Origin of the sequence: Herbiconiux sp. VKM Ac-1786, from assembly GCF_015350805.1 — a bacterium.
In the GTDB taxonomy this organism is placed as follows: Bacteria; Actinomycetota; Actinomycetes; order Actinomycetales; family Microbacteriaceae; genus Herbiconiux.
Window position 1 is genome coordinate 1,736,021 of the sequence record NZ_JADKSG010000001.1, and the last position, 25,928, is coordinate 1,761,948.

Genomic DNA, 25,928 nt, shown 5'->3' on the forward strand with positions numbered 1-25,928 from the left:
GGGGAGGTGCCCGTGGGGGTCCGACGGGCCGATCCGGGGTCTCTGGACATCGTGTCGGGGCGTCGGTAACGTGCTCATCACCCCCGAAACCGGACGTGCCGCCCCATCACCCAGGGCGCCGTCCCCGGCATCTCCCCGGATGCCGACGAGGTGGTGTGGACGGCTCTTACCCTGGCAGACCCGATGCCGCTGTCCGCACCACCTCCCCTTCCGGGGCGATTACGCTTCTGGAGTGACACGCACCTCCGATCGTCCCCGTCTCGCCCGACTTCCGCGGGACGTGATGGTGCTCGGTGTCATCGCCTTCTTCGTGATGCTCGGCTTCGGCGTCGTCGTGCCCGTGCTGCCGGTGTACGTGCGGAGCTTCGGCGTCGGCTACCTCGAGGTCGGGGCCGTCGTGTCCGCCTTCGCCGTGATGCGCCTGGTGGCGAACCCGTTCGTGGGCAAGCTGATCGACCTGCTGGGTGAGCGCGTGGTGCTGGCGGTCGGCATCGGCATCGTCGCCCTGTCGAGCGCTCTCGTGGGGCTCGCCGACAACTACCCCGCCGTGCTGTTGCTGCGCGGGGCCGGCGGCATCGGCTCGGCCATGTTCTCGGTGGCCGCGATGACGCTGCTGCTCGCCACCACCGAGCCCGCCGTGCGCGGCCGGGCGGTCGGCTTCTACCAGGGCGGGTTCCTGATCGGCGGGATGGCCGGTCCGGCCGTCGGCGGGCTGCTCTCGGGCATCTCGCTGCATGCCCCGTTCTTCTTCTACGCCGGGACGCTCGTGGTGGCCGGAGCCGTCGGGCTCGCCCTGCTGAAGCGCCGCACGCACGACCCCGACGTGGTGCCCGAGCCGCCGCGGCCCTTCCGGGAGGTGCTCCGCGACCGCGGCTACCAGTCGGCGCTGCTCGCGAGCCTCGCGCAGGGCTGGTCGGCGATGGGCGTGCGCAGCGCGCTCGTGCCCGTGCTGATCGTCGAGGTGCTGCACGAGAAGCCGGCGATCACGGGCATCGCCTTCGCCGTGGCGGCGGTGGCGCAGACGCTGGCGCTCGCCCCGGCGGGCCGCTTCGTCGACACGGTGGGGCGGAAGCCCGCCATCATCGGCGCCTTCGCAGTGGGCGCGCTCGTGATGCTCGCCATCCCGCTCGTGTCGTCGATCTGGCTGCTGATCGTGCTGCTGTCGGTCTACGGGGTCGCGGCCGCCTTCATGGGCACCGCTCCGGCGGCGGCCGTCGGTGACGCGGCGGGGGCGCGCGGCGGCCAGCCGGTCGCGGTCTTCCAGGCGGTGGCGGATGCCGGTGCCATCGTCGGACCGCTGGCCGCCGGGCTGCTCGTCGACGCCTTCGGCTACGAGGCGGCCTTCGCCTCGGCCGCGATCCTGATGGGGGCGGCGGCTCTGTTCGCGCTGCGTATGCCCCGACGGGCATCCATCGCCTGACGGGACCGGATGGCGCCTCTCGAGTCGCCGCCGGAGGTCAGAGCGCGCGCAGCAGGAACTCGCGCATCCGCTCGATCAGGGCGAGGCGGGACGACTCCCGTCGGTACTCGTGCCCTTCGCCCGCGAGCTCGAGGTACTCGACGGGCCGCTCCAGCTCGCGCAGGGCCAGCACGATCCGGTGCGCCTCGCCGATCGGCACGTTGGTGTCGAGCTCGCCGTGCACGACGAGCAGCGGCACGTCGATGCGCTCGGCCTTCCCGAGCGGCGAGATGGAGCGCAGGAATTTCTTGTCGTGGTCGGGATGCCCGTACTTCGTCACGGCGGCCGCGGCGATCCACGGCTCGGTCTCGGCGTAGAAGGTGAGCAGGTGCGACATGCCGCAGATGTCGACGCCCGCGGCGAAGACCCCCGGCGTGAAGGCGAGGGCCGCGAGCGTGAGGTAGCCGCCGTAGGAGCGCCCGGTGACGGCGATTCGGTCGGCCGAGGCGACGCCGATGCCGATCAGGTGCTGCGCCGCCGCCGTCACGTCGTCGAAGGCGCCCTGGCGCTTCTGCACGTCGTCGGCGTGCACGAACTCGCGACCGAAGCCGGAGGAGCCGCGCACGTTCGGGGCGAAGACGGTGATGCCCGCCGCCGCCATCACCTGGTGCTGCGGGCTGAAGGTGGGCCGCTCCTGCGACTCGGGGCCGCCGTGCAGGTGCAGCATGGCGCGACCGGGCGAGGCGGCCCCGGCCCCGGTGCCGGCCCCGGTGGCCCGGTACAGCCACCCCGTGATCTCGAGCCCGTCGAGCGACCGGAACCGCTCGAGGCTCGGCTGCACGAGCGGCACGGCGGGCAGCGCCGGCACGTCGCTCACCCGCGTCCAGGCGAGCGTCGCGGTGTCGAGGTGCCAGAGCTCCCGCGGTCGCAGCGGGCCCTCGACGGCGAGCAGCACGCTCGAGCCGTCGCGGCTGAGCACCGGGCTCGTCGCCACCGCGCCGGGCAGCCCGGGCACCGGCACCGAGGTCTCCGTGTGCGTGTCGAACAGCTCGAGCTCGCTGCGCCCGGCCACGTTCCAGACGAGCAGCAGCAGCCGTCCGGCGTCGTCGCCGTCGAGCCCCTCGAGCTCGGCGTCGTCGCGGGCTGCCAGGGTGCGGGTCGGTCGCGACCAGTCATCGGGATCGACCGGTGCGGCCACGAGCTGCAGCCGGGGCAGCCCCACCTCGGTGGCGGCGTAGACGACGGCCGGCGCCGCCGCTCCGGGAGGGGAGGGCCGGATGAACGCCCGGTCGGTCGCCCCGCGCCCCGGATGCGGCAGAACGGGGTGGTCGGTGTCGGTCTCGCGGTCGACCACCACGCAGAACTCGTGCCCCCGGCGCCCGTCGCGCACCACGAGCATCCGCTCGAAGGCCGAGAGGTCGAGCACGTGGATCAGCTCGCCCACCGCGAGCAGGTCGAGCTCCCCGGTGGAGGGGTCGGCGAGGTAGGCGCGCGTCGGTTCACCCACCTCGGTCGAGGGCACGGTGAGCACGACGCGGTGGCCGCTCCTCGTCCACGGCCCGAGCTCGACGTGCCGCTCGGGCGGGCCGGAGATGCGCCGGGCGTCGCGGCCGTCGGGGCGCACCACCCAGACCTGGGTGCGCACGCCGCCGTCGGTCGCGACCGCGCAGGCGAGCCAGGCGCTGTCGGCCGACCAGCTGACCGAGATCACGGGGTCGTCGGTGAAGCGGATGCGCGTGGCCGGCGCTCGCGGCCCCTCGAGCACCACGTCCTGCACCCACACCTCGGGCGCCCCGCCCCGGTCGCTGATGAACGCGACCCGGGCCGCGTCCGGCGTCATGGACGGGCCCCAGCTGCCCCACGCGCCCACAAGGGCCGCCGCGAGGCCGGCCGAGCCGCCGGATCCGCCGGGTCCGCTCGATCCGCCGGCGGCGGGAACCGCCCCCGTCATCGGATGCCGTGCTCCTGCAGCCACATCTCGAGCAGCGCGAGCTGCCACAGGGCGTTCGAGCCCAGGGTCGTGCGGTCGGAGTTGGGGTCGGCGAGCATCCGTTCGACCCTAGCCGTGTCGAACAGCCCGCGCTCCCGGGCGGCCGGATCGTGCAGCGCCGCCCGCACGCGCTCGAGGTAGGGACCCTCGAGCTGCCGGATGGCCGGCACCGGGAAGTAGCCCTTGGTGCGGTCGATCACCGCGTCGGGCACGAGGCCCCGGCTGGCGCGCTTCAGCACCCCTTTCCCGCCGTCGGAGAGCTTCAGCTCCGGCGGGATCTGCGCCACCAGCTCGACGAACTCGTGGTCGAGGAACGGCACGCGCGCCTCGAGGCCCCACGCCATGGTCATGTTGTCGACCCGCTTCACCGGGTCGTCGACCAGCATGGTCATCGTGTCGTTGCGGAGGGCGGCGTCCACCGAGGTCTCGGCCCCGGGCCGCGCGAACTCGGCGGCGAGGAACGCCGTGGCGCTGTCGGGCCGGGTCGCATCGCGCCAGGCCGGGCCGAGCAGCTGCTGCAGCTCGGCCCAGGGCCGGTCGACGAAGACGCGCGAGTAGGCCTCGACGGCGCCCTCTCGCGGCACACCCGCGAGCGGCGGGTACCAGTCGTAGCCGCCGAGCACCTCGTCGGCGCCCTGCCCCGACTGCACCACCTTGACCGACTTCGAGACGTCCTCCGAAAGCAGGTAGAAGGCGACGCAGTCGTGGCTGACCATCGGCTCGCTCATCGCCGCGACCGTGCCGTCGATGCCGGGCAGCAGGCGCGAGGAGTCGATCGAGATGCGGTGGTGGTCGGTGCCGAAGTGCCGCGCCACGAGGCTCGAGTACTCGAACTCGTCGCCCGACTCGCCGCCGGCCGAGTCGAAGCCGATGCTGAAGGTGGCGAGATCGGTCTGTCCGGCCTCCGCGAGCAGGGCCACCACCAGGCTCGAGTCGATGCCGCCCGAGAGCAGCACGCCCACGGGCACGTCGGCGACCATCCGCCGCTCGACCGCGGTGCGGAGGCTCGCGATCAGCGCCTCCTGCCAGTCTTCGTCGCTCCAGCCGGCCTTGTCGGGGTCGCGCTCGAAGGCGGGCTGCCAGTAGACGTGGTCGGATGCGCGGCCGTCGGGCTCGATCATCCGCACCGTCGCCGGCGGCAGCTTGGTCACCCCCGCGAGGATCGTGCGTGGCGCCGGCACGACCGAGTGGAAGCTGAGGTAGTGCTCGAGGGCAGTGCGGTCGATCGAGCTGTCGACGTCGCCCGACTCCAGCAGCGCCGGCAGCGTGGAGGCGAAGCGCAGCCGCCCGGGCCGCTCGTCGAGGTACAGCGGTTTGATGCCGAGGCGATCGCGGGCGAGCATCGCGCGGCCCGAGGCGTGCTCGACGACGACGAAGGCGAACATTCCGAGCAGGTGCTCGACGCACTGCATGCCCCACTCGGCATACGCCTTGCCGATCACCTCGGTGTCGGAGGTGGAGAAGAAGCGGTGGCCCTTGCCCTCGAGCTCGGCGCGCAGCTGCCGGTGGTTGTAGATGCAGCCGTTGAACACCACGGTGAGGCCGAGTGGGGCGTCGACCATCGGCTGCGCGCCGGCGGCCGAGAGGTCGATGATGGAGAGCCGACGGTGGCCGAGGGCGACCCGGCCGTTCGACCAGAGCCCGGTGCCGTCGGGGCCGCGGTGCACCTGGCACGCGGTCATCCGGTCGACCGCGCCGAGGTCGGCGCTCCGGCCGTCGAAGCGCAGCTCGCCCGCGAGGCCGCACATCTCAGTCGCTCCCCGGTGCCGCGGTGATCCAGGTGTCCTTCGACCCGCCGCCACGGGAGGAGTTGACCACCATGCTGCCGGCCGGGGCCACCCGGGTCAGCGCGAGATCGGCGACCTCCAGCCCGTACTCGCCCTCACCGGTGGCGTAGACGAAGACGCGCAGGTCGACGTGCCGGGGTTCGAGGGCCGCGCCGGGCACGCCGGCCGCCTCGGCCCCGGGCATCGGCGGGGCGCCGTCGGCGAAGGTCGGGTGCGACGACAGCGGCACGACCTCCTGCGCCACCCAGGTCTCGGGGTCGGCGGCGATCGCGGCCCGCCGCTCGGCCACCGCGGCGGCACCGGCCGCGGGTCCGATCAGCACACCCTCGCCCCCGTGCCCGTCGACCGGCTTCGTGACGAGCTCGCCGACCCGTTCGAGCACGGTGCGCCGCTCGGCCTCGTCGCTCGTGCGGTAGGTCGGCACCTGCTCGAGCAGCGGCCGCTCGTCGAGGTAGTAGGCGATCAGAGCGGGCAGGTGGCAGTACATCGCCTTGTCGTCGGCGATGCCGTTGCCGGGGGCGTTGGCGAGGAAGACCCGGCCGGCGGCGGCCACGTCCAGGATGCGTGCCCCGATCGGTTCGCCGTCGACGGCGGCGTCGGGCAGCTCGACGTCCAGGCGCAGGTAGAGCGCGTCGAGCACGGTGCCGTCGGCCGCGACGACGACCCGGCCGTCGCGCACCGCGAGCTCGGACAGTTCGAGGAGGGCGAGGCCGGAGGTCTCGGCGAGCATCCGGTGCTCGAACCAGGCGCCGCTGGCCGGGCCGCTCGACACGAGGGCGGCGGCCGGCACCCGGTGCGAGTCGGCCGCGAGACCGGCGGCGACGCGACCGCCGGCGAGCAGCGTGCGGCGCAGCGAACCGAAGACGCGCTCGGGATCGAGCATGGCCTCGGGGCGGGGAGCCCCGTCGGCGACCTCGTCCATCAGCCGCCGGATCGCGACCGCGTAGGCGGCGCCGCTGGGATTCCGCACGTTGTCCTCGAGCACGCGCCAGCCGCCGAACTCGTTGCGCACGAGGTCGAAGCCGAACACGGCCGAGCGGGTGACGTCGGCCGGGAGGGCGCGGGCCGCGGGCATCCAGCCGGGGCTGCCCTCGATGACCGCGCGGGGGATGACGCCGTCGTCGACGATGCGCTGCTCGCCGTACACGTCGCGGAGGAACGCCTCAATGGCCCGGGCGCGCTGGGTCAGGCCGGCTGTGATCTGGGACCACTCGTGGGCGTTGATCACGCGGGGCACGAGGTCGACCTCGAAGGGGCGCTCCTCGCCGTCGACGCGGAAGGTGAGACCGTGCTCGCGCGTCCAGTCGCGGGCCGCCGAGCGGGCCGAGTCGACCTTCTCGGGGCTGAGGCCCTCGAAGTAGGCGATCAGCTGCTCGTAGGCGGGGCGGGGCCGCGAGCCGGGGCCGACCGCCTCGTCGCCGGCCCGGGTGCGGTAGGTGCGCAGGGCGGGCACGGCGGGCGGGATGCCCCCGGCCGGGCCGTGCGTCTCGTCGACCACGAGCTTCACCACGGCGTCGATGTCGCCGCGCTCGGCGAAGGCCGCGCGCTGCCGGTCGGCGGAGTTGCCGCGGGCGAGCAGCGTCTCGGCGAGGCCGACGACCTCCTCGTAGTCCCCTAGCTCCTCGAGCTGCGGGCGCAGCCGCCGGATGAGGTGCCGCACGGCGTGCGCGGCGGCGGTGGGGCGCGGATGCGGGCCGTCGTCGAGCAGGTCGCCCGACAGCCCGCCGCGGGCCGCCTGCCACATGGCCGCGCGGTGGATGGGCGCCGGCACCGGGTGGTAGGGTCGGCCCTGCTCGATGTCGACCTCGGCGGCGCGCACGGCGGCGCGGAAGAGCCCGGCGATCAGCACCGCGTCGTCGACGATCGGGCAGGCGTCGCAGACCCGCAGCTCGAGCGTCGGGGCGTGCGAGGAGGGGCGCACCTCGAAGTAGGCCATCTTCGAGTCGGCGATCACCCCGGTGGCGATCAGGTCGGCGAGCAGTTCGTCGTACTCGGCGGCCGAGCCGAGGTCACCGGTGGCGCCGGCACTCGGCCAGCGCTGCCAGATGATCGAGCGGATGCTCGAGTAGCCGGTGTCGAGGCCGTTCCAGTACGGGGAGCTCGCCGAGATCGCGAGCAGCACGGGCAGGTCGCGGGACACCCGCTGGGCGATGTCGACGGCGAGGTCGCGGTCGCTCACCCCGACGTGGATCTGGGTTCCGCAGATCAGCTGCTCGTCCACCAGCAGGCGGTACTGCTCCTGCATCCGGCCGTAGCGTCCGGTCGTGGTCAGCTCGAAGTCGGCGAACTCCGAGCGGGGGGCCGTGCCGACGCAGGCGATGCCGACGCCGTCGGGGGCCGCCGCCTCGATCACGCCCCGGCGCAGCCGCAGGATCTCCTGACGCAGTCCGTCGAGGGTCGAGACCACGTCGGTGTTCGTCTCGACGGTGGTGCGCTGGATCTCGGCGGAGTAGTTCTCGGCCGGCAGCCTCGACAGGATCTGCGGCGCACGGGCCGACAGCTTCCCGCTCTCGAGATCGATGAGGTGGAGCTCTTCTTCCGCACCAAGCGTCAACTCCGCTGCCATGGGCTCACCCTACGAGGGTCTCCGGCCCGCGGACCGAATCGTCGACTGATCGAAACATGGGGCCTTCCGGGACGGAGACGCTGTAGTAGCGTTGAACAACGTGCAGTCCAGCTGAACAAATGGAGCAGATCAATGTCGATCGACACCCCCCGCATCGCCTTCGTCGGCACCGGCGCCAACGGCGCGGCGATCGCCGCCGACCTCACCCGCGCCGGCCACGACGTCACCTTCATCGAGCAGTGGCCGGCGCACGTCGCGGCCATGCGCGAGCACGGCATCACCGTGAAGATGCCCGACCGCACCGAGAACACGGCGGTGACGGCCTACGACCTGTTCGAGGTCGCCACCCTGCGGGAGCCCTTCGACCTCGTCTTCATCGTCGTGAAGGCCTACGACACCCGCTGGGCCTGCGAGCTGATCAAGCCGCTGGTGAAGCCGGACGGCCTGGTCGTCGGGCTGCAGAACGGCATGTCGGTCGACGACATCGCCGACGTGATGGGCCCGGAGCGCGCGGTCGGGGCCGTGATCGAGGTGGCGTCGAACATGTGGGAGCCGGGCGTCTGCAACCGCGAGACCCCGCCCGAGGAGGCGTGGTTCGCGATCGGGGGCATCCACCCGGCCGTGATCGGGCGGGAGCAGGAGGTCGCCGAGGTGCTGCGGCACGCCGGAACGGTCGAGATCTCCGACGACATCCGCTCCTCCAAGTGGGGGAAGCTGATCGTCAACGCGGCCGAGCTGGTGCCCTCGGCGATCCTCGACCTCGAGCTCGCGAAGGCCATCCAGGTTCCCGGCATGTACGAGTTCATGCTGCGCTGCGGCACCGAGGCGGCCCGGGCGGCCGTCGACTCCGGCTCCGCCCTGCGGCCGATCTTCGGCATGACCGACGCCGACCTCACGAACCCCGAGGTCTTCGCCGAGCAGCTGTTCGAGCAGGTGCTGCGGCGCTTCTCCTCGCCGACCACGCGCACGACGTCGCTGCAGGACTGGATGAAGGGGCGCCGCAACGAGGTGCACGAGATCAACGGCCTCGTCGTCGACGTGCAGCGCGAGCGGGGCGGCAGCGCTCCGGCGAACGAGCGCGTGGTCGAGCTGGCCCGGCGGATCGAGGCGGGCGAGCTGGAGCGCTCGCCGGAGAACATCGCCCTGCTGCTCGCCTGAGGTCGTGACGCCCTGACGCCGTGACGCCCTGACGCCCGGGCGCGTGGGCCAGACTGGATCCATGAACCCGACCGAGAGCTTCCGGGCCGCCCGCGACACCCTGCTCGCGCACCGCACCGACGTGGCCGCCGCCCGCGCCGCCTTCCGCTGGCCCGACGTCGGCCCGCACTTCAACTGGGCCGTCGACTGGTTCGACGAGATCGCGATCGGCAACGACCATCCGGCGCTGCACATCGTCGAGGAGGACGGCAGCGAGACCGTCGTCAGCTTCGACCTCATGCGCGCCCGCTCCGACGAGGTCGCCGCCTGGCTGCACGGCGAGGGCGTCGAGCAGGGCGACCACGTGATGCTCATGCTGGGCAACCGGGTCGAGCTGTGGGAGTCGATGCTCGCCGTGATGAAGCTCGGCGCGGTCATCCTGCCCACCACCACCCTGCTCTCACCGGCCGACCTCGCCGACCGGATCGAGCGCGGCGGCATCGCGCACGTCATCGTCGACGTCGCCGAGGTCGCCAAGTTCGACGAGGTCGAGGGCGACTTCACGCCGATCGTCGTCGGCGCCGACCCCGAGGCGGTGCCCGAGGGCTGGATCGACTACGCCGAGTCGGTCGACGCCCCCGGCATCAGCCCGACCGTGGTCGTCGACTCGGGCGACCCGTGCCTGATCTACTTCACCTCGGGCACCACCTCGAAGCCGAAGATGGTGGTGCACAGCCACGAGTCCTACCCGGTGGGCCACCTGAGCACCCTGTACTGGCTCGGCGTGCAGCCGGGCGACACGCACCTCGCGATCAGCTCCCCGGGCTGGGGCAAGCACGCCTGGAGCTGCTTCTTCGCCCCGTGGAACGCCGAGGCCACGGTCTTCGTCTACAACTACGGTCGCTTCGACGCGGCCGCCCTGCGCGCCCAGCTCGATCGCGCGGGCGTCGACACCTTCTGCGCCCCTCCGACGGTGTGGCGGATGCTCATCCAGAGCGAGCTCGGAAAGAAGCCGCGGGCGCTGACCGAGATCCTCTCGGCCGGCGAGCCGCTGAACCCGGGCGTCATCAAGGCGGTCGAGGACGCGTGGGGCCTGACCATCCGCGACGGCTACGGCCAGACCGAGACCACCGCGATCATCGCGAACCCGCCCGGGGCTCCGGTGGTGCCCGGGGCGATGGGCCAGGCCCTGCCGGGGGTCGCGATCGCGATCGTCGACCCGGTCTCGGGCGAGCCCTCCCCGGCCGACGACGGGGTGCAGCTCGGCGAGATCTGCCTCGACCTCACCCAGGAGCCCGCGAACCTGATGTCGGGCTACTACGGCGACGAGGAGCGCACGGCCGCCGCGCGGGCCGACGGGTACTTCCGCACCGGCGACGTGGCCGAGCGCGCCGGAAACGGCACCATCACCTTCGTCGGCCGCACCGACGACATCTTCAAGTCCTCCGACTTCAAGATCTCGCCGTTCGAGGTCGAGAGCGCGCTGCTGCAGCACGCGGCCGTGGCCGAGTCGGCGGTGGTGCCGGCTCCGGATGACCTGCGGCACAGCATCGTCAAGGCCTACGTGACCCTCGCCGCCGGCTGGGAGCCGAACGCCGAGACCGCGGCGGCGATCTTCGCCCACTCCCGCGAGACGCTGTCGTCGTTCGAACGGGTGCGGCGGGTGGAGTTCGCCGAGCTGCCGAAGACCATCTCGGGCAAGATCCGCCGGGTCGAGCTGCGGCAGCGCGAGGACGAGGCCTTCGCGCGCGGCGAGGAGCTCGCGGAGGAGTTCCGCGAGGACCGGCTCTAACGCCGGGTGCGCCCGTCGGGGCCGCCCGGGGCCGGTGCCTCGAGCAGCGCCCGCGCGAACGGAGCCAGCCCGGGCGACGCCTGGGCGAGGGCGAAGGCCCGCTCGATCGCGGCGGCGTGCACGGGCCGGGCGCGATCCAGCAGCAGTCGCCCCGCCTCGGTGAGCTCGAGCGCGACGCCGCGGCGATCGTCGGGGCTCGGCCCGCGGCGCACCAGCTGCCGTTCCTCGAGCCGGTTCACCAGCCGGGTGGTGGCGCTCCCGGTCAGCACGGCGACCTCGCTCGCCACCTGCATGCGGAGCGGATGGGCGTCGGGTGCCCCGACGGCGTCGAGCACCCGGTACTCCACCACCGACAGGCCCACGCTCCGGGCGAGCGCCTGCTCGAGCTCGGCCTCGACGCACGCGTGCAGCGCGGCGAGGCCCTGCCAGGCGCGCTCGCTCACGCGAACAGCTCCGGGTGCTTCACGAGCTCGAGCCGGGTGCGCCGGATATGGGTGACCAGCACCCGCTCGGCGTCATCCGGATCGCCGCGCCGCAGGCAGTCGACCAGCAGGTGGTGCTCGAGGTGGGTCACGCCGATGCCCGAGACGCCGACGAGCGTGGCGTAGGCGCGGCGGTAGTGCTGGGTGGTGTTCCAGAGCCGGTGGATGATCTGCCAGAGCTCGCCGGTGGCCGCGCCGGCGTAGCTCAGCAGATGGAACTCGCGGTCGTCGGCCATGAAGGCGTCGACGTCGGTGTTGGCCTCCATCCGATCCGCCAGCTCGGAGAGCCGGTCGAGCTGCTCGGCCGAGAGGTGCTCGAGGCTCCGGCGCAGCAGCAGAGGCTCCAGCCGCTCGCGGATCGAGTACGCCTCGACGCACTCCTCGAGGCTCAGCCGCGAGACCCAGGCGCCCGAGTTCGCGACCAGGGTGACGAGACCGTCGGCGGCGAGCATCCGGATGGCCTCGCGCGCGGGGATGCGGCTCGCCCCGAAGCGCTCGGCGAGGTCCTCCTGCCGCAGTCGCGTGCCGGGCGCCAGCGTGCCGCCGAGGATCTCGCGGCGGAGGCTCTCGGCGATGCGGTGGCTCGCGACGTTGTCGCGGTACGCGGAGTCGCGGGTGACGCTGGTGTCGGTCATCGCCTCGAATACTAACCGCGGGTCATTCCGCCGGGCGAGCGGGGTGCCACAGGCGCACCTCCGCCTCCTGCTCGTACTGCTTGCCGTGCGGGTAGCTGACGAGCTCGAACTGCATGCCCCAGGGGCTGAGGAAGTAGACCCAGCGCTGGCCCTCCGAGGCGTTGCGGCTCGCGGTCGGTGCACCGAGCACCCGGATGCCCGCCTCCTCCAGCGCCGCCACGGCCACGTCGAGGTCGTCGACGTAGAACGCGACGTGGTGACCCCCGAGGTCGCTGTTGCGCGGCTGGGGCCGCTGGTCGGCGGCGGGCTCGTACTCGAAGACCTCGAAGTTCGGGCCGTGGCCAGAGCGGTAGAAGCGGATCTCCCGCACCACGCTCCGCGGGTCGACGTTCAGGTGCTCCCGCATCCAGTCGTCGTCGCGGCGCATCGCGGGCAGCGTGTAGACGTGCGTGCAGCCGATCACGTCGACGAAGAAGCGGTGCGCCTCCTCGAGGTCGGGAACGGTGAAGCCCAGGTGCTCGGCACCTCGGAGTCCGGGTAGGGCCACGGTCGCCTCCTCGCGATCAATGTATCCAGTAGCCACGATAGCCGCGCTCGATTGTCGGCGGAAGGCTTGCAATGGATCCATTCGGGATCTAGTCTGCTGAGCAACCGGCTTCACCCCCGTGCAAAGGAGCACCTGCAATGCCTCGCGAGAAACGCCTCCAGCCCGGCTCCCCCTGGGTCGAGCTGAGCACGACCGCCGCCGACTGGAAGGCCGCCGATCCGGCTCTCCTCGACACGATGCTCGGTCAGCTGCACCTCATCCGCGCCTTCGAGGAGGCGGTGCTCGAGCTCGCCGGTGCCGGGCTCGTGCACGGCCCCGCGCACTCGAGCATCGGCCAGGAGGGCGGCGCGGTCGGATCCATCGTCGGGCTGCGCTCGAGCGACGGCGTGAACGGCTCGCACCGCGGGCACCACCAGTTCCTCGCCAAGGCGCTCGCGCACGTCGCCCCCGAGGGGCTCGACCCGACGGCGCTCGTCACCCCCGCGGTGCAGGACGTGCTGCAGAGGACGCTCGCCGAGATCCTCGGCCTCGCCCAGGGCTACTGCCGGGGGCGCGGCGGATCGATGCACCTGCAGTGGCACGAGGCGGGAGCGCTCGGCACGAACGCGATCGTCGGCGGAGGGGTGCCGATGGGCGCCGGGAACGCCTGGGCGCAGAAGCACGCGGCCGAGGCACAGGCGGGCTCCGGCTCGTCCGACGCCGACGCCGACGCCGCCGGCGGCTCCGACCTCACCGTCAGCTACTTCGGCGACGGCGCCGTGAACATCGGCTCGGTGCTCGAGTCGATGAACCTCGCCGCCGCGTGGAAGCTGCCGTTCTGCTTCTTCATCGAGAACAACCTCTACGCCGTCTCCACGCACGTCAGCGAGGTGACCGCCGAGCCGCGGCTCTCGGCCCGAGCGCTCGGCTTCGACATCCCCGCCTGGCGGGTGGACGGCATGGATCCGCTGGCCGTGCACCTCGCGATGGAGCGGGCGAGCGAGCGGATGCGCGCCGGCGACGGCCCCGCCGTGATCGAGGCCGAGGTCTACCGCTACTTCCACCAGAACGGCCCGTACCCGGGCAGCGCCTTCGGCTACCGCAGCAAGGAGGAGGAGCAGTCCTGGCGCGACCGCGACCCACTGCTCCGGATGGCGCGGGAGCTCACCGCCCTCGGCCGGATCGACGAGGACGGGCTCGCCGCCGTGCGCCGCCAGGCCCAGGAGGCCGTGCGCCTCGCGGTCGACGCCCTGACCGAGCCCGACCCCGACGGCAAACCGGGGGTGACGCGCATCCGCCCCGAGCTCTGGCCCGACCCGGGCTTCGTGGACGTGGGCATCCGCGGCGACCTCTCGGAGATCGCCGACGCCGACACGCTCGAGCAGGCCGACTACACGGGCGGCACCACGAAGGGCAAGTTCGTCGACGCGGTGGCCGCGGTGATGGACCGCCGGATGGGCGAGGACGACCGCATCGTCGTGCTCGGCGAGGACATCCACCGCCTGAAGGGCGGCACGAACGGCGCCACCAAGGGCCTGTCGGAGAAGTACCCCGGGCGCGTGCTCGGCACCCCCATCAGCGAGAACGCCTTCGCCGGCCTGGGCGGCGGGATCGCCCTCGACGGCCGCTACCGGCCCGTCGTGGAGTTCATGTACCCCGACTTCATGTGGGTCGCCGCCGACCAGGTGTTCAACCAGATCGGCAAGGCGCGGCACATGTTCGGCGGCGACAACCCGGTGCCGCTCGTGCTGCGCACCAAGATCGCCATGGGCTCGGGCTACGGCTCGCAGCACCTGATGGACCCGGCGGGCATCTTCGCCACGAGCCCCGGCTGGCGCATCATGGCCGCCTCGACGCCCTTCGACTACGTCGGGCTGATGAACGCGGCCCTCGCGATCGACGACCCGGTGCTGATGATCGAGCACGTGGACCTCTACGCCGAGTCGGGCGAGATCCCGGACGACCTCGACCACCAGATCCCGTTCGGGAAGGCCGCGGTGCGGCGCTCGGGCTCCGACGTCACCGTGATCAGCTACCTGTCGATGGTCGGCGAGAGTGCCAAGGCCATCGAGCAGACGGGCATCGACGCGGAGCTGATCGATCTGCGCTTCCTCGACCGTGCTTCGCTCGACTGGGACACCGTGGGCGAGTCGATCCAGAAGACCAACGCCGTGCTGATCGTGGAGCAGGGCGCTCAGGGTACGTCCTACGGTGCGTGGCTCGCCGACGAGATCCAGCGCCGGTACTTCGACTGGCTCGACCAGCCCGTGCAGCGGGTCACCGGCTCCGAGGCCTCGCCGAGCATCTCCAAGGTGCTCGAGCGGGCCGCCATCGCGAAGGCCGACGACGTGGTCGTCGGGCTCGAACGGGTGCGCGCCGCATTCGGGAAGGGGGCCTGAGATGGCGACGATCATCCGCATGCCCAGTGTTCTGGCGGGCTCCGAGGAAGCAGCGATCGCGAGCTGGCTCGTGACGCCCGGGCAGACCGTGGCGGTCGGCGACCCGTTGGCCGAGATCGAGACCGAGAAGGCAGTCGTGGAGTACAACTCCGAGGACGCCGGCGTGGTCGGGCGCGTGCTGCTCGAGCCCGGCGAGGCCGGGGAGATCGGGGCACCGATCGCGGTGCTGATCAGCGAGGGCGAGACCGACGCCGACATCGACGCGGCCCTCGGGCAGGCGCCGGCGGCGGCGGTCACCGGGCCCGACTCGGCGCCGGATGCGACCGAGCGCGACCCCGACGGCGGCACGCCCGTGGTCGAGGCCGAGTCGCTCGAGGCGGCGGCCGAGGAGGCCGCGCCCGCGGCCCCCAGCATGCCCGCTGCGGCTTCCCCGGCGTCGGAGGAAGCACCTCAGGGTGACTCCGCGCGCCTGTTCGTGAGCCCGATCGCGCGGAAGCTGGCGAAGGAGCGCGGACTCGATCCGGCGGCGATCACCGGCACGGGCCCCGGCGGCCGCATCGTGCGGCGCGATGTCGAGGACGCCGTGGTGCCCGCAGGAGTGGCCTCAGGGGCGGTGCCCTCGGCGGCCGCACCGGCTGCGGCCTCCGCCCCGGCGGCGGAACGCGCATCCGTCGCCCCGGAGACCACGTCGCCCGACGGCGTCGAGCTCGTGCCGCACACCGCGATGCGCAAGGCCATCGCCCGGCGGCTCACCGAGAGCAAGTCGACCGTGCCGCACTTCTACCTCACGGCGGAGTGCCGGGTCGACGAGCTGCTCGCCCTGCGCGCCCGGGTCAACGAGACCTCGAGCGTGCGCGTCTCGGTGAACGACTTCGTGCTGAAGGCGGTGGCCGCCGCGTTCCAGGCGGTGCCCGAGGCCAACGTCACCTGGAGCGACGAGGGGATGCGCGTGCATCCCTCGGTCGACATCGCCGTCGCCGTGGCCACCGACGGCGGCCTCGTCACCCCCGTGGTGCGCGGGGTCGACGCGCGCAGCCTCAGCTCGGTCAGCACGGCCGTCGCCGACCTGGCCGGCCGGGCGAAGGCGAAGAAGCTCAAGCAGAGCGAGCTCGAGGGCGGCAGCTTCTCGGTGTCGAACCTCGGCATGTACGGCACGCTGGAGTTCGCGGCGATCCTGAACCCGCCGCACTCGGGCATCCTGGCCGTGGGAGCCGCGACGCCGCAGCCGGTCGTCGTGGACGGCGAGCTGGCGGTCGCGACCGTGATGCGCTGCACGCTGTCGGTGGATCACCGGGCGGTCGACGGGGCGCTCGCCGCGCGTTGGCTGGCGGCGTTCCAGCAGGCGGTCGAGAACCCGCTGTCGATCCTGGTCTGAGCCAGGCTCTGCGGAACCGGCGGGGCGGGCGGTCGCCGGTCGCCCCGCCGACCGCCGGCGTCAGGCCAGGCGGTCCATCGCCTGCAGCACGTCGACGGCCGACGCGAGGTTCTCGCCGGCGCGCTCGGGCTGGCCCGACGGCGCCATCTCCTGCGAGAACTCGCGGCGCCCGACGACGAACCAGAGGCCCTTCGCGGGCACCGAACCCTCGTTGAGGTAGAGGTGCGGGCGCACCGAGTCGAAGCTCAGCGAGTCGCCCGCGCGCAGCACGAAGGTGTCGAAGTCGAGCTTCACGGTGAGCTCGCCCGAGAGCAGATAGGCGTACTCGACGCCGCTGTGCCGCATCATGCGGCCCTCGATCGAGCTCGACGCCCCCGGCTCGTAGGTGACGAGCAGCGGATCGACCGCGCCGTCGCGGCTCGCGGCGAGACGCTCCCAGCGCACGCCGTTCTCCATCTCGAGCACCGGGTTGTCGGTGCCGCGCTGGAGCGGCGGCACGGCGATGCCCAGGTGCTCCACGTTCAGCGGGAGTGCCGGCGGGGCATCGGCCGGCACGGGCGCGGGCGAACCGGCGGGCGAGCCGACGGGCGCCGCCGGAGCCGGGGCGGAGCCACGGGCGCTGCCGGCCATGAGGTCGTCGAACGACATGCCGAGGTGGTTCACGAGCGCGTAGAGCGTGCTGACCGAGGGCTGGGTCTTGCCGGTCTCGACCTGCGAGATCAGGCTCGCCGACACCCCGAGGGCGGTGGCGACGCTGCGGAGGCTGAGGCCCTGGGAGATGCGCGCCGCGCGGAGGCGGGGGCCGATGTCGTCAGTGATGGTCGCACTCCTCGCTCGCGGACTTGTGCAGCAAGAGTATACGACCGGCCTCCGCTCGGACGAGCGCTTTCGCGCACCGGCTCGACGAAGTGTGTTGCTATGGTGAACACTGTGACAAGCTAGACTGAACACCGAAGGGGACGAATCAATGGCGAATCGTGTATCGGACACCGTGGCGGTGGTCACCGGAGCCGGCAGCGGCATGGGCCGGGGCATCGCCCGTGCGCTGGCGCTGGAAGGCGCATCCGTCGTCATCGCCGACCTGAACGGGGAGGCCGCCGAGGCCACCGCGCAGGCGCTGCGCGACGAGGGCTTCGCGGCCGCGGGTGTGCGCGCCGACGTGTCGAAGCGGGACGAGGTGCGCAGAGTCGTCGAACGCACCGTCGCCGAGTTCGGCCGGCTCGACGTCTGGTTCAACAACGCCGGCTTCAACGCGCCGATGAAGTTCCTCGACGTGACCGAGGAGAACTGGCGCTCGATCATGGAGGTCAACGCCCTCGGCGTGCTGATCGGCACCCAGGAGGCCGCGAGGCAGATGATCGCCCAGGGCGGAGGCGGCAAGATCGTCAACACCACGTCGATGGCCGGTCGCCAGGGCTTCCCGGCGTTCGCCCCCTACTCCGCGGCCAAGGCCGCCGTCATCTCGCTCACCCAGTCCGCGGCCAAGGCCCTGGCCGAGCACGACATCACCGTCAACGCCTTCGCCCCGGGGGTCGTCGACACCCCGCTCTGGGTGAAGCTCGACGAGGACCTGCTCGCCATCGGCGAGACGAAGACGGCCGGCGGGGCCATGGACGAGTTCGCCGCGGGCATCATCCGCGGCCGCACGGCCACCGTCGACGACATCGTCGGAACGGCGCTCTATCTCGCGTCGTCCGACTCCGACTACCTCACCGCCCAGGTGATCATGATCGATGGAGGGATGGTCCTCGTATGACCACACAGCTCGACGGCACCCACGCCGGAACCGACAGCGGCGGCGCCCGTTCCCCGCTGCAGCCGCCGGCCGGCGGCTACGCCACCATCCCCACCGCCACCCGCGGCACCAACGCGGTCGACTGGGAGCAGCGGATCGACTTCGACCGCCTGCGCAGCGAGCGCCTCGCCCGGCTGAAGGCCGAGCTCGCCCGCAGCGAGCTGGGGGCGGTGCTCGCGTTCGACTTCTCGAACATCCGCTACATGACCTCGACCCACATCGGCACCTGGGCGATGGACAAGCTGATCCGGTTCAGCCTGCTCACCCGCAACACCGACCCGATCATGTGGGACTTCGGCTCGGCGGCGAAGCACCACGGGCTGTTCAACCCGTGGCTCGACACCACGACGGCCGAGGCCGACGCCGATCCGCACGCCCCCCATCATGGTGCGGTGCGACCGCGGGCCGAGAGCGGTTCGCGGGCCGGCATCTCGACCCTCCGCGGCGCGTTCAGCCCCGACGCCGAGATCGCCGACCGGGTCGCGTCCAAGATCAAGCGCGAGCTCGAGAAGTTCGGCGTGGCCGATCAGCCGCTCGGAGTGGACGTGATCGAGCTGCCCGTGCTGTTCGCGCTGCAGAAGCAGGGCATCCGCGTGGTCGACGGCCAGCAGCTGTTCATGGAGGCCCGGCGCATCAAGACCGCCGACGAGATCGGCCTGCTCACCCAGGCGGCCTCGATGGTGGATGCCGCCTACGAGGACCTTTACGAGTTCCTGCGGCCGGGCGTGCGCGAGAACGAGGCCGTCGGGCTCGTCTCGAAGAAGCTCTACGACCTCGGCTCGGAGTACGTCGAGGGCGTCAACGCCATCTCGGGGGAGCGCTGCTCGCCGCATCCGCACGTGTTCTCCGACCGGCTGATCCGGCCGGGCGACCCGGCGTTCTTCGACATCCTGCACAGCTTCAACGGGTACCGCACCTGCTACTACCGCACCTTCGCGGTCGGTTCGGCCTCGTCGGCGCAGCGCGACGCGTACAAGCGGGCGCGCGAGTACATGGACCGGGCGATCGCGTTGGTGCGCCCGGGTGCGACGACGGCTGACATCGTGAAGGTGTGGCCGACGGCGCAGGAGTTCGGCTTCCCCGACGAGGAGGCCGCGTTCGCCCTGCAGTACGGGCACGGCGTGGGCCTGTCGATCTGGGAGAAGCCGATCTTCTCGCGGCTGGTCTCGCTCGAGCACCCCGAGGAGCTGAAGGAGGGCATGGTCTTCGCCCTCGAGACCTACTGGCCGGCCGCCGACGGGTGGGGCGCCGCGCGCATCGAGGAGGAGGTCATCGTGACCGCCGACGGGTGCCAGGTGATCACCAAGTTCCCCGCCGAGGACCTGCTCGTGGCCGGCAAGCGGTACTTCACCGTGGGCGGCAGCCTGCCGACGCTGCGCGACTCGCAGTCGCACCTGAACACGGCGGCCGGGCGCGGGGAGCCGGGGGCGTGAGCGACGCGGGCGCTTCGGGCCCGGGTGCTTCGGCCGCGGGCGGGCGGGTCGGCTTCGTCGGCCTGGGCTCGATGGGCTCGGCGATGGCCGGGCGGCTGCTCGAGCAGGGCCACGAGGTCGTGGTCTGGAACAGGTCTCCGGATGCGGTCGCCGACCTCGTCTCCCGGGGTGCCGTCGAGGCCGCCTCCGTGGGCGAGGCGCTGGCCGTCGGCACGGTGTTCTCGATGCTCTCGAACGAGTCCGTCGTCTTCGACCTGTTCGACGACGAGGCCCTGGCCTCCGCGCCCGACGGCGCGCTGCACGTCAACATGGCCACCGTCGGAGCGGCGGCGGCCACCCGCCTCCGCGAACGGCACCGGGCCGCGGGGGTCGCCTACGTCGCCGCGCCCGTGCTCGGCCGCCCGCCGGCGGCGGCCTCCGGGGCGCTCACCGTGCTCGCGGCCGGCGACCCCGCCGACGTCGAGCGCGCCCGCCCCGTGCTCGAGGCGCTCGGCCGGCGCGTCTGGCCCATCGGCGACGACCCGAGCCAGGCGAACGTGGTGAAGATCGGCGTCAACTACCTGATCATCCACGCGCTGCAGGCGCTCGCCGAGTCGATCACGCTGCTCGAGGCCCGCGACGTCGACACCGGAATGTTCGTCGAGCTGCTCGGCGACAGCCTGTTCCCCGGGGTCGTGTACTCCGGCTACGGCGGGGCGATCGCCCGCGGCAGCTACACGCCGGCGGGCTTCACGACCGAGCTCGGGTTCAAGGACCTGATGCTCGCGCTCGACGCGGCCCGGGCATCCGGAGTCTCGTTCCCCTCGGAGAGCGCCCTTCGCGGGGTCTTCGAGAAGGCCCTCGACGACGGGCAGGCCGAGCTCGACTGGGCGTCGATCGCCGAGGTGACCCGGGGCCGCACCCGCCCGGTCGGGTAGGCGTCTGCCGACAGCAGACGGCCTCCCCGTGGCCCAGTGAGCCGGCGTACCGTCGGGGCATGGACCTGATCTTCGTGCACGGCGCCCTGGTGCGCGACGGCGAGTGGTGGTGGCGGCCGACGGCGCGCCTCCTCGAGGAGCGGACGGGCATCCGGAGCCGAGCTCTCGCCTTGCCCTCGTGTGGAGAGCAGCATGAGGGGGCTCGCGGGCTGGTGGCGGATGCCGCCGCCCTCCGCCGCGCCCTCGACGACGTCGACCGCGCCGTCGTGGTCGGCCACTCCTACGGCGGCACCGTCATCACCGAGGCCGGACACCACCCCGCGATCGCGCACCTGGTGCTGATCTCGTCGTATCTGCCGGAGGTGGGCACCACCCAGGCGTCGATCCTGGCCGACGAGCCCGACCCGGTCGCGATCGCCCCCGTCGGCGACGGCTCCCTCGCGCTGGACGGCTACGACGAGGCGGCGTTCGGTGCGCGGTTCCTCCAGGACGGCACGCCCGAGCAGCAGCGCGAGGCGTTCGCGCGCCTCGCGCGCCAGCACGTCGAATCATTCGTCACGCCCACCACGCAGGCCGGCTGGCAGGGCGTCGACTCCACCTACCTCGTCTGCGCCGACGACCGCAGCACCACGCCCGCCCTGCAGCGGACGCACGCGGCCCGTGCGACCCGCGCGATGGAGCTGCCGACGGGCCACCACCCGTTCCTGACCCGCCCCGACCTCGTCGCCGAGGCCGTCGCCGAGCTCGCGGGCTAGCGGGGCGACTGCCAGAGCTCCAGCTGGATGCCGTCGGGGTCGCGGAAGTACGCCCACCGCGACCCCGCCAGCGGCCCCTCGTCGATCGTGTTCGGCGGGCTGCTGAACACGGCGCCCTTGGCCGAGAGCTCCGCGACCGCCGCGTCGAGATCGTCGACCTCGAAGCAGACGTGGGCGGCCCCGACGTCGCAGTTGCGCCGGTCGAAGTCCTCGCCCACGGGCTCCTGGTACTCGAGGAACTCGATGCGGGTCGAGCCGACGGTGAGCATCGAGAAGGTCAGCCGCGCATCCGGAACCTGCACGCCGCGAGCGAGCTCGGGCCCCGCCCCGTGGTTCACCGGCCCCGGGGTCAGGCCGAACATGTCGCCGTACCAGGCGCGGGACGCCTCGAGGTCGCGCACCGTGATGCCGACGTGGTGCACGCCGTCCAGGACGAAGGTCATCGTCGACTCCTCTGCTTCGGGTAGTGTCACTGAACAGCCTCGCTTAACGGAGGCGCACATCGCTAGCGGTTGGCGAAAGTTCTCGACCGGTGTGTACAGTAATGATGAACTTTCCGACGACGCAAAGGAGCTGAGGATGCGGGCAGCCGTCTTCCACGCCGCACAGGACATCCGGGTCGAAGAGGTGGCCGAGCCGAACGGCGCCGGCCCCGGCGAGGTGCTCCTCCGCCCCTTCTGGTGCGGCGTCTGCGGCACCGACCTGCACGAGTACGCGATGGGCCCGATCGTCATCCCGGCCACGCCGCACGCGCTCACCGGGGCCACCGCCCCGCAGATCCTCGGCCACGAGTTCTCGGCCGAGGTGGTCGAGGTGGGTGCCGGCGTCACGAACGTGCGGGCCGGCGACCGCGTCTCGGTGATGCCGCTGCTCTCCTGCGGCACCTGCTACTACTGCCGCCGCGCCCTCAACCACCTCTGCCAGCGGATGGCCTGCATCGGCCTGAGCTTCGCCTGGGGCGGCATCGCCGAGCTGGCGGTCGTGCCGGCCACCCACGTCAGCGTGCTCCCGGATGCGGTCACCGACCTCCAGGGCGCGCTCGTCGAGCCCGGCGCCGTCGCGGCCTACGGCGTCGACACCGCGCAGGTGCGCCCGGGCGACACCGTGCTGATCACCGGAGCGGGCCCCATCGGTGCCCTCGCCGCCCTTTACTCCTCGTCGCTCGGCGCCTCGGTCTTCATCTCGGAGGTCAACCCGCACCGCGCCGAGTTCGCGCGGAACCTCGACGTGGGAGAGGTGCTCGACCCCACCGCGATCGACGTGCCCGCCTACCTCAAGGACCGCACGGAGGGCGTCGGCGTCGACGCCGTGGTGGAGTGCTCGGGCAACGAGCGCGCCCTGCAGGCGGCGCTCGCCTCGGTGCGCTCGGCCGGACGCATCTCGCAGACCGGGCTGCACACCAAGGCGGCGTCGATCGACCCGATGGTGCTCTCCGAGCACGACATCACGCTCGCCGGCACCTGGTGCTACCCCGTGACCGACTGGCCCCGCATCATCGATCTGATCGCCCGGGGACGCTACCCGGTCGAGAAGGTCGTCAGCGCCCAGGTGCAGATGGACGACGTCGTGCAGGGCTTCGAGACCCTGCTCTCGCCCCGCGGCGACCAGGTGAAGGTGCTCATCCAGGCCGGAAAGGGAACGCGATGAAGGCCCTGCAGTTCGTCCAGGAGGACAGCGCCGCCGTGCGCGAGCTCGACGTGCCCGCCATCGCCGCCGACGAGGTGCTGATCGCCTCCCGCCGGGTCGGCGTCTGCCACTCCGACATCGAGCTGCTCGAGGGCCGGTACATCATCCCGTTCGAGTACCCGGTGATTCCGGGGCACGAGTGGTCGGGCGAGGTGGCCGCGGTCGGCTCGGCCGTGACCGAGTTCGCCGTGGGTGACCGGGTCGTGGGGGAGTGCGTGATCGGCGACGACCACTTCGGCTTCTCGATCTCGGGCGCCGCTGCCGAGTACTTCGTGGCCAAGCCCGCGTGGCTGCACCGGCTTCCCGCCGAGCTGTCCTGGGCGGCCGGAGCCCTCGTCGAGCCGTTCAGCGTCGCGTACTACGCGCTGATGCGGGTGGGCAACGTCAACGGCAGCGACGTGCTCGTCGTGCTCGGCGCCGGCCCGATCGGCCTGGCCGTGACCGCCGCCGCGGCCGCGCTCGGGGCCACCACGCTGGTCGTCGAGCCCTCGGAGGAGCGCCGCGCCGTCGCGGTCGCGCTCGGGGCCGTCGAGGCCGTGCATCCTGATGACGCCGCCGCCACCCTCGACCGACTGTCGGGTTCCCGGGGCGCCGACGTCGTGGTGGAGTGCTCGGGGCGGCCCGAGGTGATGGCGACGGCGCTCGAGCTGGCCGCCTTCCGCGGGCGGATCGCGTACATCGGCATCGACGTGGGGCGCTCGGCGCCGGCGCCGCTCGGGCTGATCCAGTCGAAGGAGCTCACGATCACCGGCTCGATCGGCTCGCCCGGGGTCTGGCCGCAGACCCTCCGCTTCCTGGCGAGCTCGGGCATCGACCTGTCGCCCCTGATCACCCACGTCTACGGCATCGACGAGGCGACGGATGCGGTGGCCACCGCTCGCGCCCAGAGCGGCGTCATCAAGGCCCACGTGGAACTCTCGGCGCCGGCGCCGGTGGCTCCTTCGGCCTAGGCACCTTCGGTGCCGGGCCGGGCCGCGGCGCCGGTCGGCTGCGCGAGCTGGACGAGGTTGCCGCAGGTGTCGTCGAGCACGGCGACGATCACCGGGCCGTAGTCAGTGGGCGGCTGCGTGAACGTCACGCCGAGCGCCGTCAGGCGGTCGTGCTCGGCCCGCACGTCGTCGACCCCGAGCTGGCAGAACGGGATGCCGTCGGACGCCAGCGCCTCGGTGAACGGCCCCACCGCCGGGTGGCCCTTCGGTTCGAGCGACAGCTGCGTGCCGTCGGGCCGATCGGGGTCGACCACGGTCAGCCACCGGTGCTCGCCGAGCGGCACGTCGGCGGCCACGGCGAAGCCGAGCGGGCCGGTGTAGAAGTCGAGCGCCCGCTGCTGGTCGTCGACGAAGATGCTCACGGTCTGGATTCTCACGGGAGGGCCTTCCGGTCGGGCCACCGCTCGGCGATCTGCGTCAGCGGCGACGTGTCGATGGTGTGCAGTTTGTACCGGCCCCGGCGCTCGGTGAGCACGAGACCGGCCTGTTCGAGCACGTCGAGATGCTGCGAGACGGCCTGGCGTGACGGGGTCAGACCGTGCCGCATCGCGAGCGTGCTGCAGAGCTCGAACAGGGTCTGCTCGTCGCGCTCCAGCAGCACGTCGAGCAGGGTGCGCCGGGTCTCGTCGGCGAGGGCCTTGTAGACATCGGTCACGGGATGACCATAGGCAAGTGTTCACTTGCCTGTCAAGAGGTTTGCAGTCCGAGGTGGCGTCGCCGCTGCTCAGCCCGTGGGCGGGAGGTCGCCCGCGAGGTCGACCGATTCGGTCTCGGCGTTCCAGGTGAAGGTCGCGGTGGCGCGGCCCGCGGCGTCGGCGTTGGCCTCGTCGCCCTGGGGGAAGCGGTAGGTGACGGCGATGGCGTCGTCGGCGGTGCGTTCGACCGAGGGCGTGAAGCCGTAGGCCTTCGAGGTGGCCGTGCCGAGGTAGCTGCCGTCGTGGAACAGGAGCACCGCCGTGGGCGAGCTGACCGTGGCGTACTCGAGGGTGACGAGCGACCAGGAGAGGTCGGCGCAGGGGTCGTAGCCGGAGTAGTCGGCGTTCGCCGCGTCCCAGACGGCGCCCTCGAGACCGGCGGGGGCGGGCAGCGCGGCGATACCCGAGGCGGCGGCCTCCTGGCCGCTCGCCGGGCCGCACGCCGCGGGTTCGGGCGTGGGTGCCGCCGTGGGAGTGGGGCTCGGCGCGGGCGCGGGGGCGGACGGCGTCGTCGCGGGGGTGGGCGTGGAGCCGGCTTCGGTGCTCGCGGTGTCGGCCGTGCATCCGGCGGTCGCGGCCACCGCCAGCACCACCACCGGCAACCACCCGGCCCGGCGCACCCCCCGTCTCGTCGTCGCGGTCGTGGGCATCGTCGCTCGTCGCATCACCCCACCCTCCTCCAGATGCGCGCCCGCGTCGAGGGTGCGCGCTGCGTCGGCGGTTCTCCGCACGGCATTCGGCGGTTCCCGTGCGGGCGTGGGCGCGGTCCCGGTCGTGGGCTCGGTCGCGGTCGCAGTCGCGGCTACGGGAGGGTCAGGATCTCGGGGCCGTCGTCGGTGATCGCGATCGTGTGCTCGCTGTGGGCGGTGCGGCTGCCGGTGGCGCTGCGGAGCGTCCAGCCGTCGGGATCGGTGACCAGGCGGTCGGTGCCGATCATCGCCCAGGGTTCGAGCGCGAGCAGCAGGCCGGGGCGGAGGCGATAGCCGCGGCCGGGCCGGCCGGTGTTCGCGACGTGCGGATCCTGGTGCATGGTCGAGCCGACGCCGTGCCCGCCGAACTCGGTGTTCACGGGGTAGCCGGCCTCGGTGAGCACCGTGCCGATCGCATGCGAGAGGTCGCCGATGCGGGCACCGGGCACGGCGGCCGCGATCCCGGCGGCCAGCGCCCGCTCGGTCGCGTCGATCAGCGCGACGCTCTCCGCCGGGCGTGCCTCACCGACCAGGAAGCTGACGGCGGAGTCGGCCACGATGCCGTCGAGCGAGACCGCGAGGTCGAGCGTGAGGAGGTCGCCGTCGGCCAGGACGTGCGCCGAGGGCATCCCGTGCAGCACGGCGTCGTTCACCGAGGTGCAGATCCAATGCGCGAAGGGGCCCCGGCCGAACGAGGGCGCGTAGTCGACGTAGCACGACTCGGCACCTGCCTCGAGGATCAACTCGCGAGCCCAGCCGTCGATCTCGAGCAAGCCGGTACCGACGGATGCCCGCCCCCTCAGCTCCCGCAGGATGCTCCCCACCAGTGCCCCCGTGGCCCGCGCCCGCGGCAGTTCGCTTGCGTTCAGTATCTCGATCAT

General features: G+C 72.5%; 23 protein-coding genes. 11 read left to right on the top strand and 12 right to left on the bottom strand.

Going from position 1 to position 25,928, the window contains the following annotated elements:
• The first annotated feature begins 232 nt into the window (after positions 1-232).
• On the top strand, positions 233-1,420 hold the full coding sequence (locus ITJ64_RS08560) for an MFS transporter (RefSeq protein ID WP_370545101.1): 1,188 nt from the start codon (positions 233-235) through the stop codon (positions 1,418-1,420).
• A gap of 37 nt (positions 1,421-1,457) precedes the next feature.
• Here the strand turns inward: ITJ64_RS08560 and ITJ64_RS08565 are convergent, their stop codons facing one another.
• From ITJ64_RS08565 to ITJ64_RS08575, 3 genes are read right to left on the bottom strand one after another with little or no spacing between them, the layout of a single operon-like run.
• Positions 1,458-3,350 carry a prolyl oligopeptidase family serine peptidase gene (locus ITJ64_RS08565; RefSeq protein ID WP_194680229.1) on the bottom strand — a complete coding sequence of 631 codons (1,893 nt, stop codon included), beginning with the start codon at positions 3,348-3,350 and terminating at the stop codon, positions 1,458-1,460.
• Positions 3,347-5,137 (bottom strand): N-acetylglutaminylglutamine amidotransferase, encoded by a 1,791-nt coding sequence (locus ITJ64_RS08570; RefSeq protein WP_194680230.1) that lies wholly within the window; start codon positions 5,135-5,137, stop codon positions 3,347-3,349. The genes ITJ64_RS08565 and ITJ64_RS08570 overlap by 4 nt, the downstream gene beginning before the upstream one ends.
• Before the next feature lies 1 nt (position 5,138).
• Positions 5,139-7,742 carry a carboxylate--amine ligase/circularly permuted type 2 ATP-grasp protein gene (locus ITJ64_RS08575; protein WP_194680231.1) on the bottom strand — a complete coding sequence of 868 codons (2,604 nt, stop codon included), beginning with the start codon at positions 7,740-7,742 and terminating at the stop codon, positions 5,139-5,141.
• A 132-nt stretch (positions 7,743-7,874) separates the two neighbouring features.
• Between ITJ64_RS08575 and ITJ64_RS08580 the strand changes: the two genes are divergently transcribed.
• Positions 7,875-8,900: a ketopantoate reductase family protein gene (locus ITJ64_RS08580; RefSeq protein WP_228507758.1), complete on the top strand. Its 1,026-nt coding sequence runs from the start codon at positions 7,875-7,877 to the stop codon at positions 8,898-8,900.
• A 61-nt stretch (positions 8,901-8,961) separates the two neighbouring features.
• On the top strand, positions 8,962-10,671 hold the full coding sequence (locus ITJ64_RS08585; protein ID WP_194680232.1) for an AMP-binding protein: 1,710 nt from the start codon (positions 8,962-8,964) through the stop codon (positions 10,669-10,671).
• Here the strand turns inward: ITJ64_RS08585 and ITJ64_RS08590 are convergent.
• Genes ITJ64_RS08590 through ITJ64_RS08600 form a run of 3 tightly spaced genes read right to left on the bottom strand, consistent with a single transcriptional unit; the run spans position 10,668 to position 12,335 of the window.
• Positions 10,668-11,114, bottom strand: coding sequence for a MarR family transcriptional regulator (locus tag ITJ64_RS08590; protein WP_194680233.1), 447 nt, complete (start codon positions 11,112-11,114; stop codon positions 10,668-10,670). The genes ITJ64_RS08585 and ITJ64_RS08590 overlap by 4 nt on opposite strands.
• Complete coding sequence (locus ITJ64_RS08595; protein WP_194680234.1) at positions 11,111-11,788, bottom strand: GntR family transcriptional regulator; 678 nt, start codon at positions 11,786-11,788, stop codon at positions 11,111-11,113. The genes ITJ64_RS08590 and ITJ64_RS08595 overlap by 4 nt, the downstream gene beginning before the upstream one ends.
• 22 nt (positions 11,789-11,810) lie before the next feature.
• The gene (locus tag ITJ64_RS08600) at positions 11,811-12,335 is read right to left on the bottom strand and encodes a VOC family protein (RefSeq protein ID WP_370545102.1); all 525 of its coding nucleotides are present in this window, start codon (positions 12,333-12,335) and stop codon (positions 11,811-11,813) included.
• A 137-nt stretch (positions 12,336-12,472) separates the two neighbouring features.
• Between ITJ64_RS08600 and ITJ64_RS08605 the strand changes: the two genes are divergently transcribed.
• Positions 12,473-14,713, top strand: coding sequence for a thiamine pyrophosphate-dependent enzyme (locus ITJ64_RS08605; RefSeq protein ID WP_194680236.1), 2,241 nt, complete (start codon positions 12,473-12,475; stop codon positions 14,711-14,713).
• A 19-nt stretch (positions 14,714-14,732) separates the two neighbouring features.
• On the top strand, positions 14,733-16,088 hold the full coding sequence (locus tag ITJ64_RS08610; protein WP_228507760.1) for a dihydrolipoamide acetyltransferase family protein: 1,356 nt from the start codon (positions 14,733-14,735) through the stop codon (positions 16,086-16,088).
• Positions 16,089-16,148: 60 nt separating this feature from the next.
• Here the strand turns inward: ITJ64_RS08610 and ITJ64_RS08615 are convergent, their stop codons facing one another.
• Positions 16,149-16,907, bottom strand: a complete 759-nt coding sequence (locus ITJ64_RS08615; RefSeq protein ID WP_370545152.1) for a helix-turn-helix domain-containing protein — start codon at positions 16,905-16,907, stop codon at positions 16,149-16,151.
• Between the two features lie 148 nt (positions 16,908-17,055).
• Here ITJ64_RS08615 and ITJ64_RS08620 point away from each other — a divergent pair, with 148 nt between their 5' ends.
• The 4 genes from ITJ64_RS08620 to ITJ64_RS08635 are packed head-to-tail and all read left to right on the top strand — an operon-like array spanning position 17,056 to position 20,988.
• The gene (locus tag ITJ64_RS08620; RefSeq protein WP_194680239.1) at positions 17,056-17,844 is read left to right on the top strand and encodes an SDR family NAD(P)-dependent oxidoreductase; all 789 of its coding nucleotides are present in this window, start codon (positions 17,056-17,058) and stop codon (positions 17,842-17,844) included.
• On the top strand, positions 17,841-19,316 hold the full coding sequence (locus tag ITJ64_RS08625; RefSeq protein WP_194680240.1) for a Xaa-Pro peptidase family protein: 1,476 nt from the start codon (positions 17,841-17,843) through the stop codon (positions 19,314-19,316). Before ITJ64_RS08620 ends, ITJ64_RS08625 begins: the two co-directional genes overlap by 4 nt.
• Positions 19,313-20,233 carry an NAD(P)-dependent oxidoreductase gene (locus ITJ64_RS08630; RefSeq protein WP_370545103.1) on the top strand — a complete coding sequence of 307 codons (921 nt, stop codon included), beginning with the start codon at positions 19,313-19,315 and terminating at the stop codon, positions 20,231-20,233. The genes ITJ64_RS08625 and ITJ64_RS08630 overlap by 4 nt, the downstream gene beginning before the upstream one ends.
• A 59-nt stretch (positions 20,234-20,292) precedes the next feature.
• Entirely contained in the window at positions 20,293-20,988 is a 696-nt protein-coding gene (locus ITJ64_RS08635) for an alpha/beta hydrolase (RefSeq protein ID WP_194680241.1), read from the top strand.
• Here the strand turns inward: ITJ64_RS08635 and ITJ64_RS08640 are convergent.
• Entirely contained in the window at positions 20,985-21,431 is a 447-nt protein-coding gene (locus tag ITJ64_RS08640) for a VOC family protein (protein ID WP_194680242.1), read from the bottom strand. The genes ITJ64_RS08635 and ITJ64_RS08640 overlap by 4 nt on opposite strands.
• 136 nt (positions 21,432-21,567) lie before the next feature.
• Between ITJ64_RS08640 and ITJ64_RS08645 the strand changes: the two genes are divergently transcribed.
• Together ITJ64_RS08645 and ITJ64_RS08650 are read left to right on the top strand one after the other, a co-directional pair.
• Positions 21,568-22,635, top strand: coding sequence for a 2,3-butanediol dehydrogenase (locus ITJ64_RS08645; RefSeq protein ID WP_194680243.1), 1,068 nt, complete (start codon positions 21,568-21,570; stop codon positions 22,633-22,635).
• Positions 22,632-23,624 (top strand): zinc-binding dehydrogenase, encoded by a 993-nt coding sequence (locus tag ITJ64_RS08650; protein WP_194680244.1) that lies wholly within the window; start codon positions 22,632-22,634, stop codon positions 23,622-23,624. Before ITJ64_RS08645 ends, ITJ64_RS08650 begins: the two co-directional genes overlap by 4 nt.
• Here ITJ64_RS08650 and ITJ64_RS08655 read toward each other — a convergent pair.
• The 4 genes from ITJ64_RS08655 to map form a co-directional block, all read right to left on the bottom strand.
• The gene (locus ITJ64_RS08655) at positions 23,621-24,040 is read right to left on the bottom strand and encodes a VOC family protein (RefSeq protein ID WP_194680245.1); all 420 of its coding nucleotides are present in this window, start codon (positions 24,038-24,040) and stop codon (positions 23,621-23,623) included. The two genes, ITJ64_RS08650 and ITJ64_RS08655, sit on opposite strands and share 4 nt — an antisense overlap.
• On the bottom strand, positions 24,037-24,318 hold the full coding sequence (locus tag ITJ64_RS08660; RefSeq protein WP_194680246.1) for a metalloregulator ArsR/SmtB family transcription factor: 282 nt from the start codon (positions 24,316-24,318) through the stop codon (positions 24,037-24,039). Before ITJ64_RS08660 ends, ITJ64_RS08655 begins: the two co-directional genes overlap by 4 nt.
• 69 nt (positions 24,319-24,387) lie before the next feature.
• Positions 24,388-25,023 carry an LppP/LprE family lipoprotein gene (locus ITJ64_RS08665; RefSeq protein ID WP_194680247.1) on the bottom strand — a complete coding sequence of 212 codons (636 nt, stop codon included), beginning with the start codon at positions 25,021-25,023 and terminating at the stop codon, positions 24,388-24,390.
• 137 nt (positions 25,024-25,160) lie between these two features.
• Positions 25,161-25,928: a type I methionyl aminopeptidase gene (gene map / locus ITJ64_RS08670; protein ID WP_194680248.1), complete on the bottom strand. Its 768-nt coding sequence runs from the start codon at positions 25,926-25,928 to the stop codon at positions 25,161-25,163.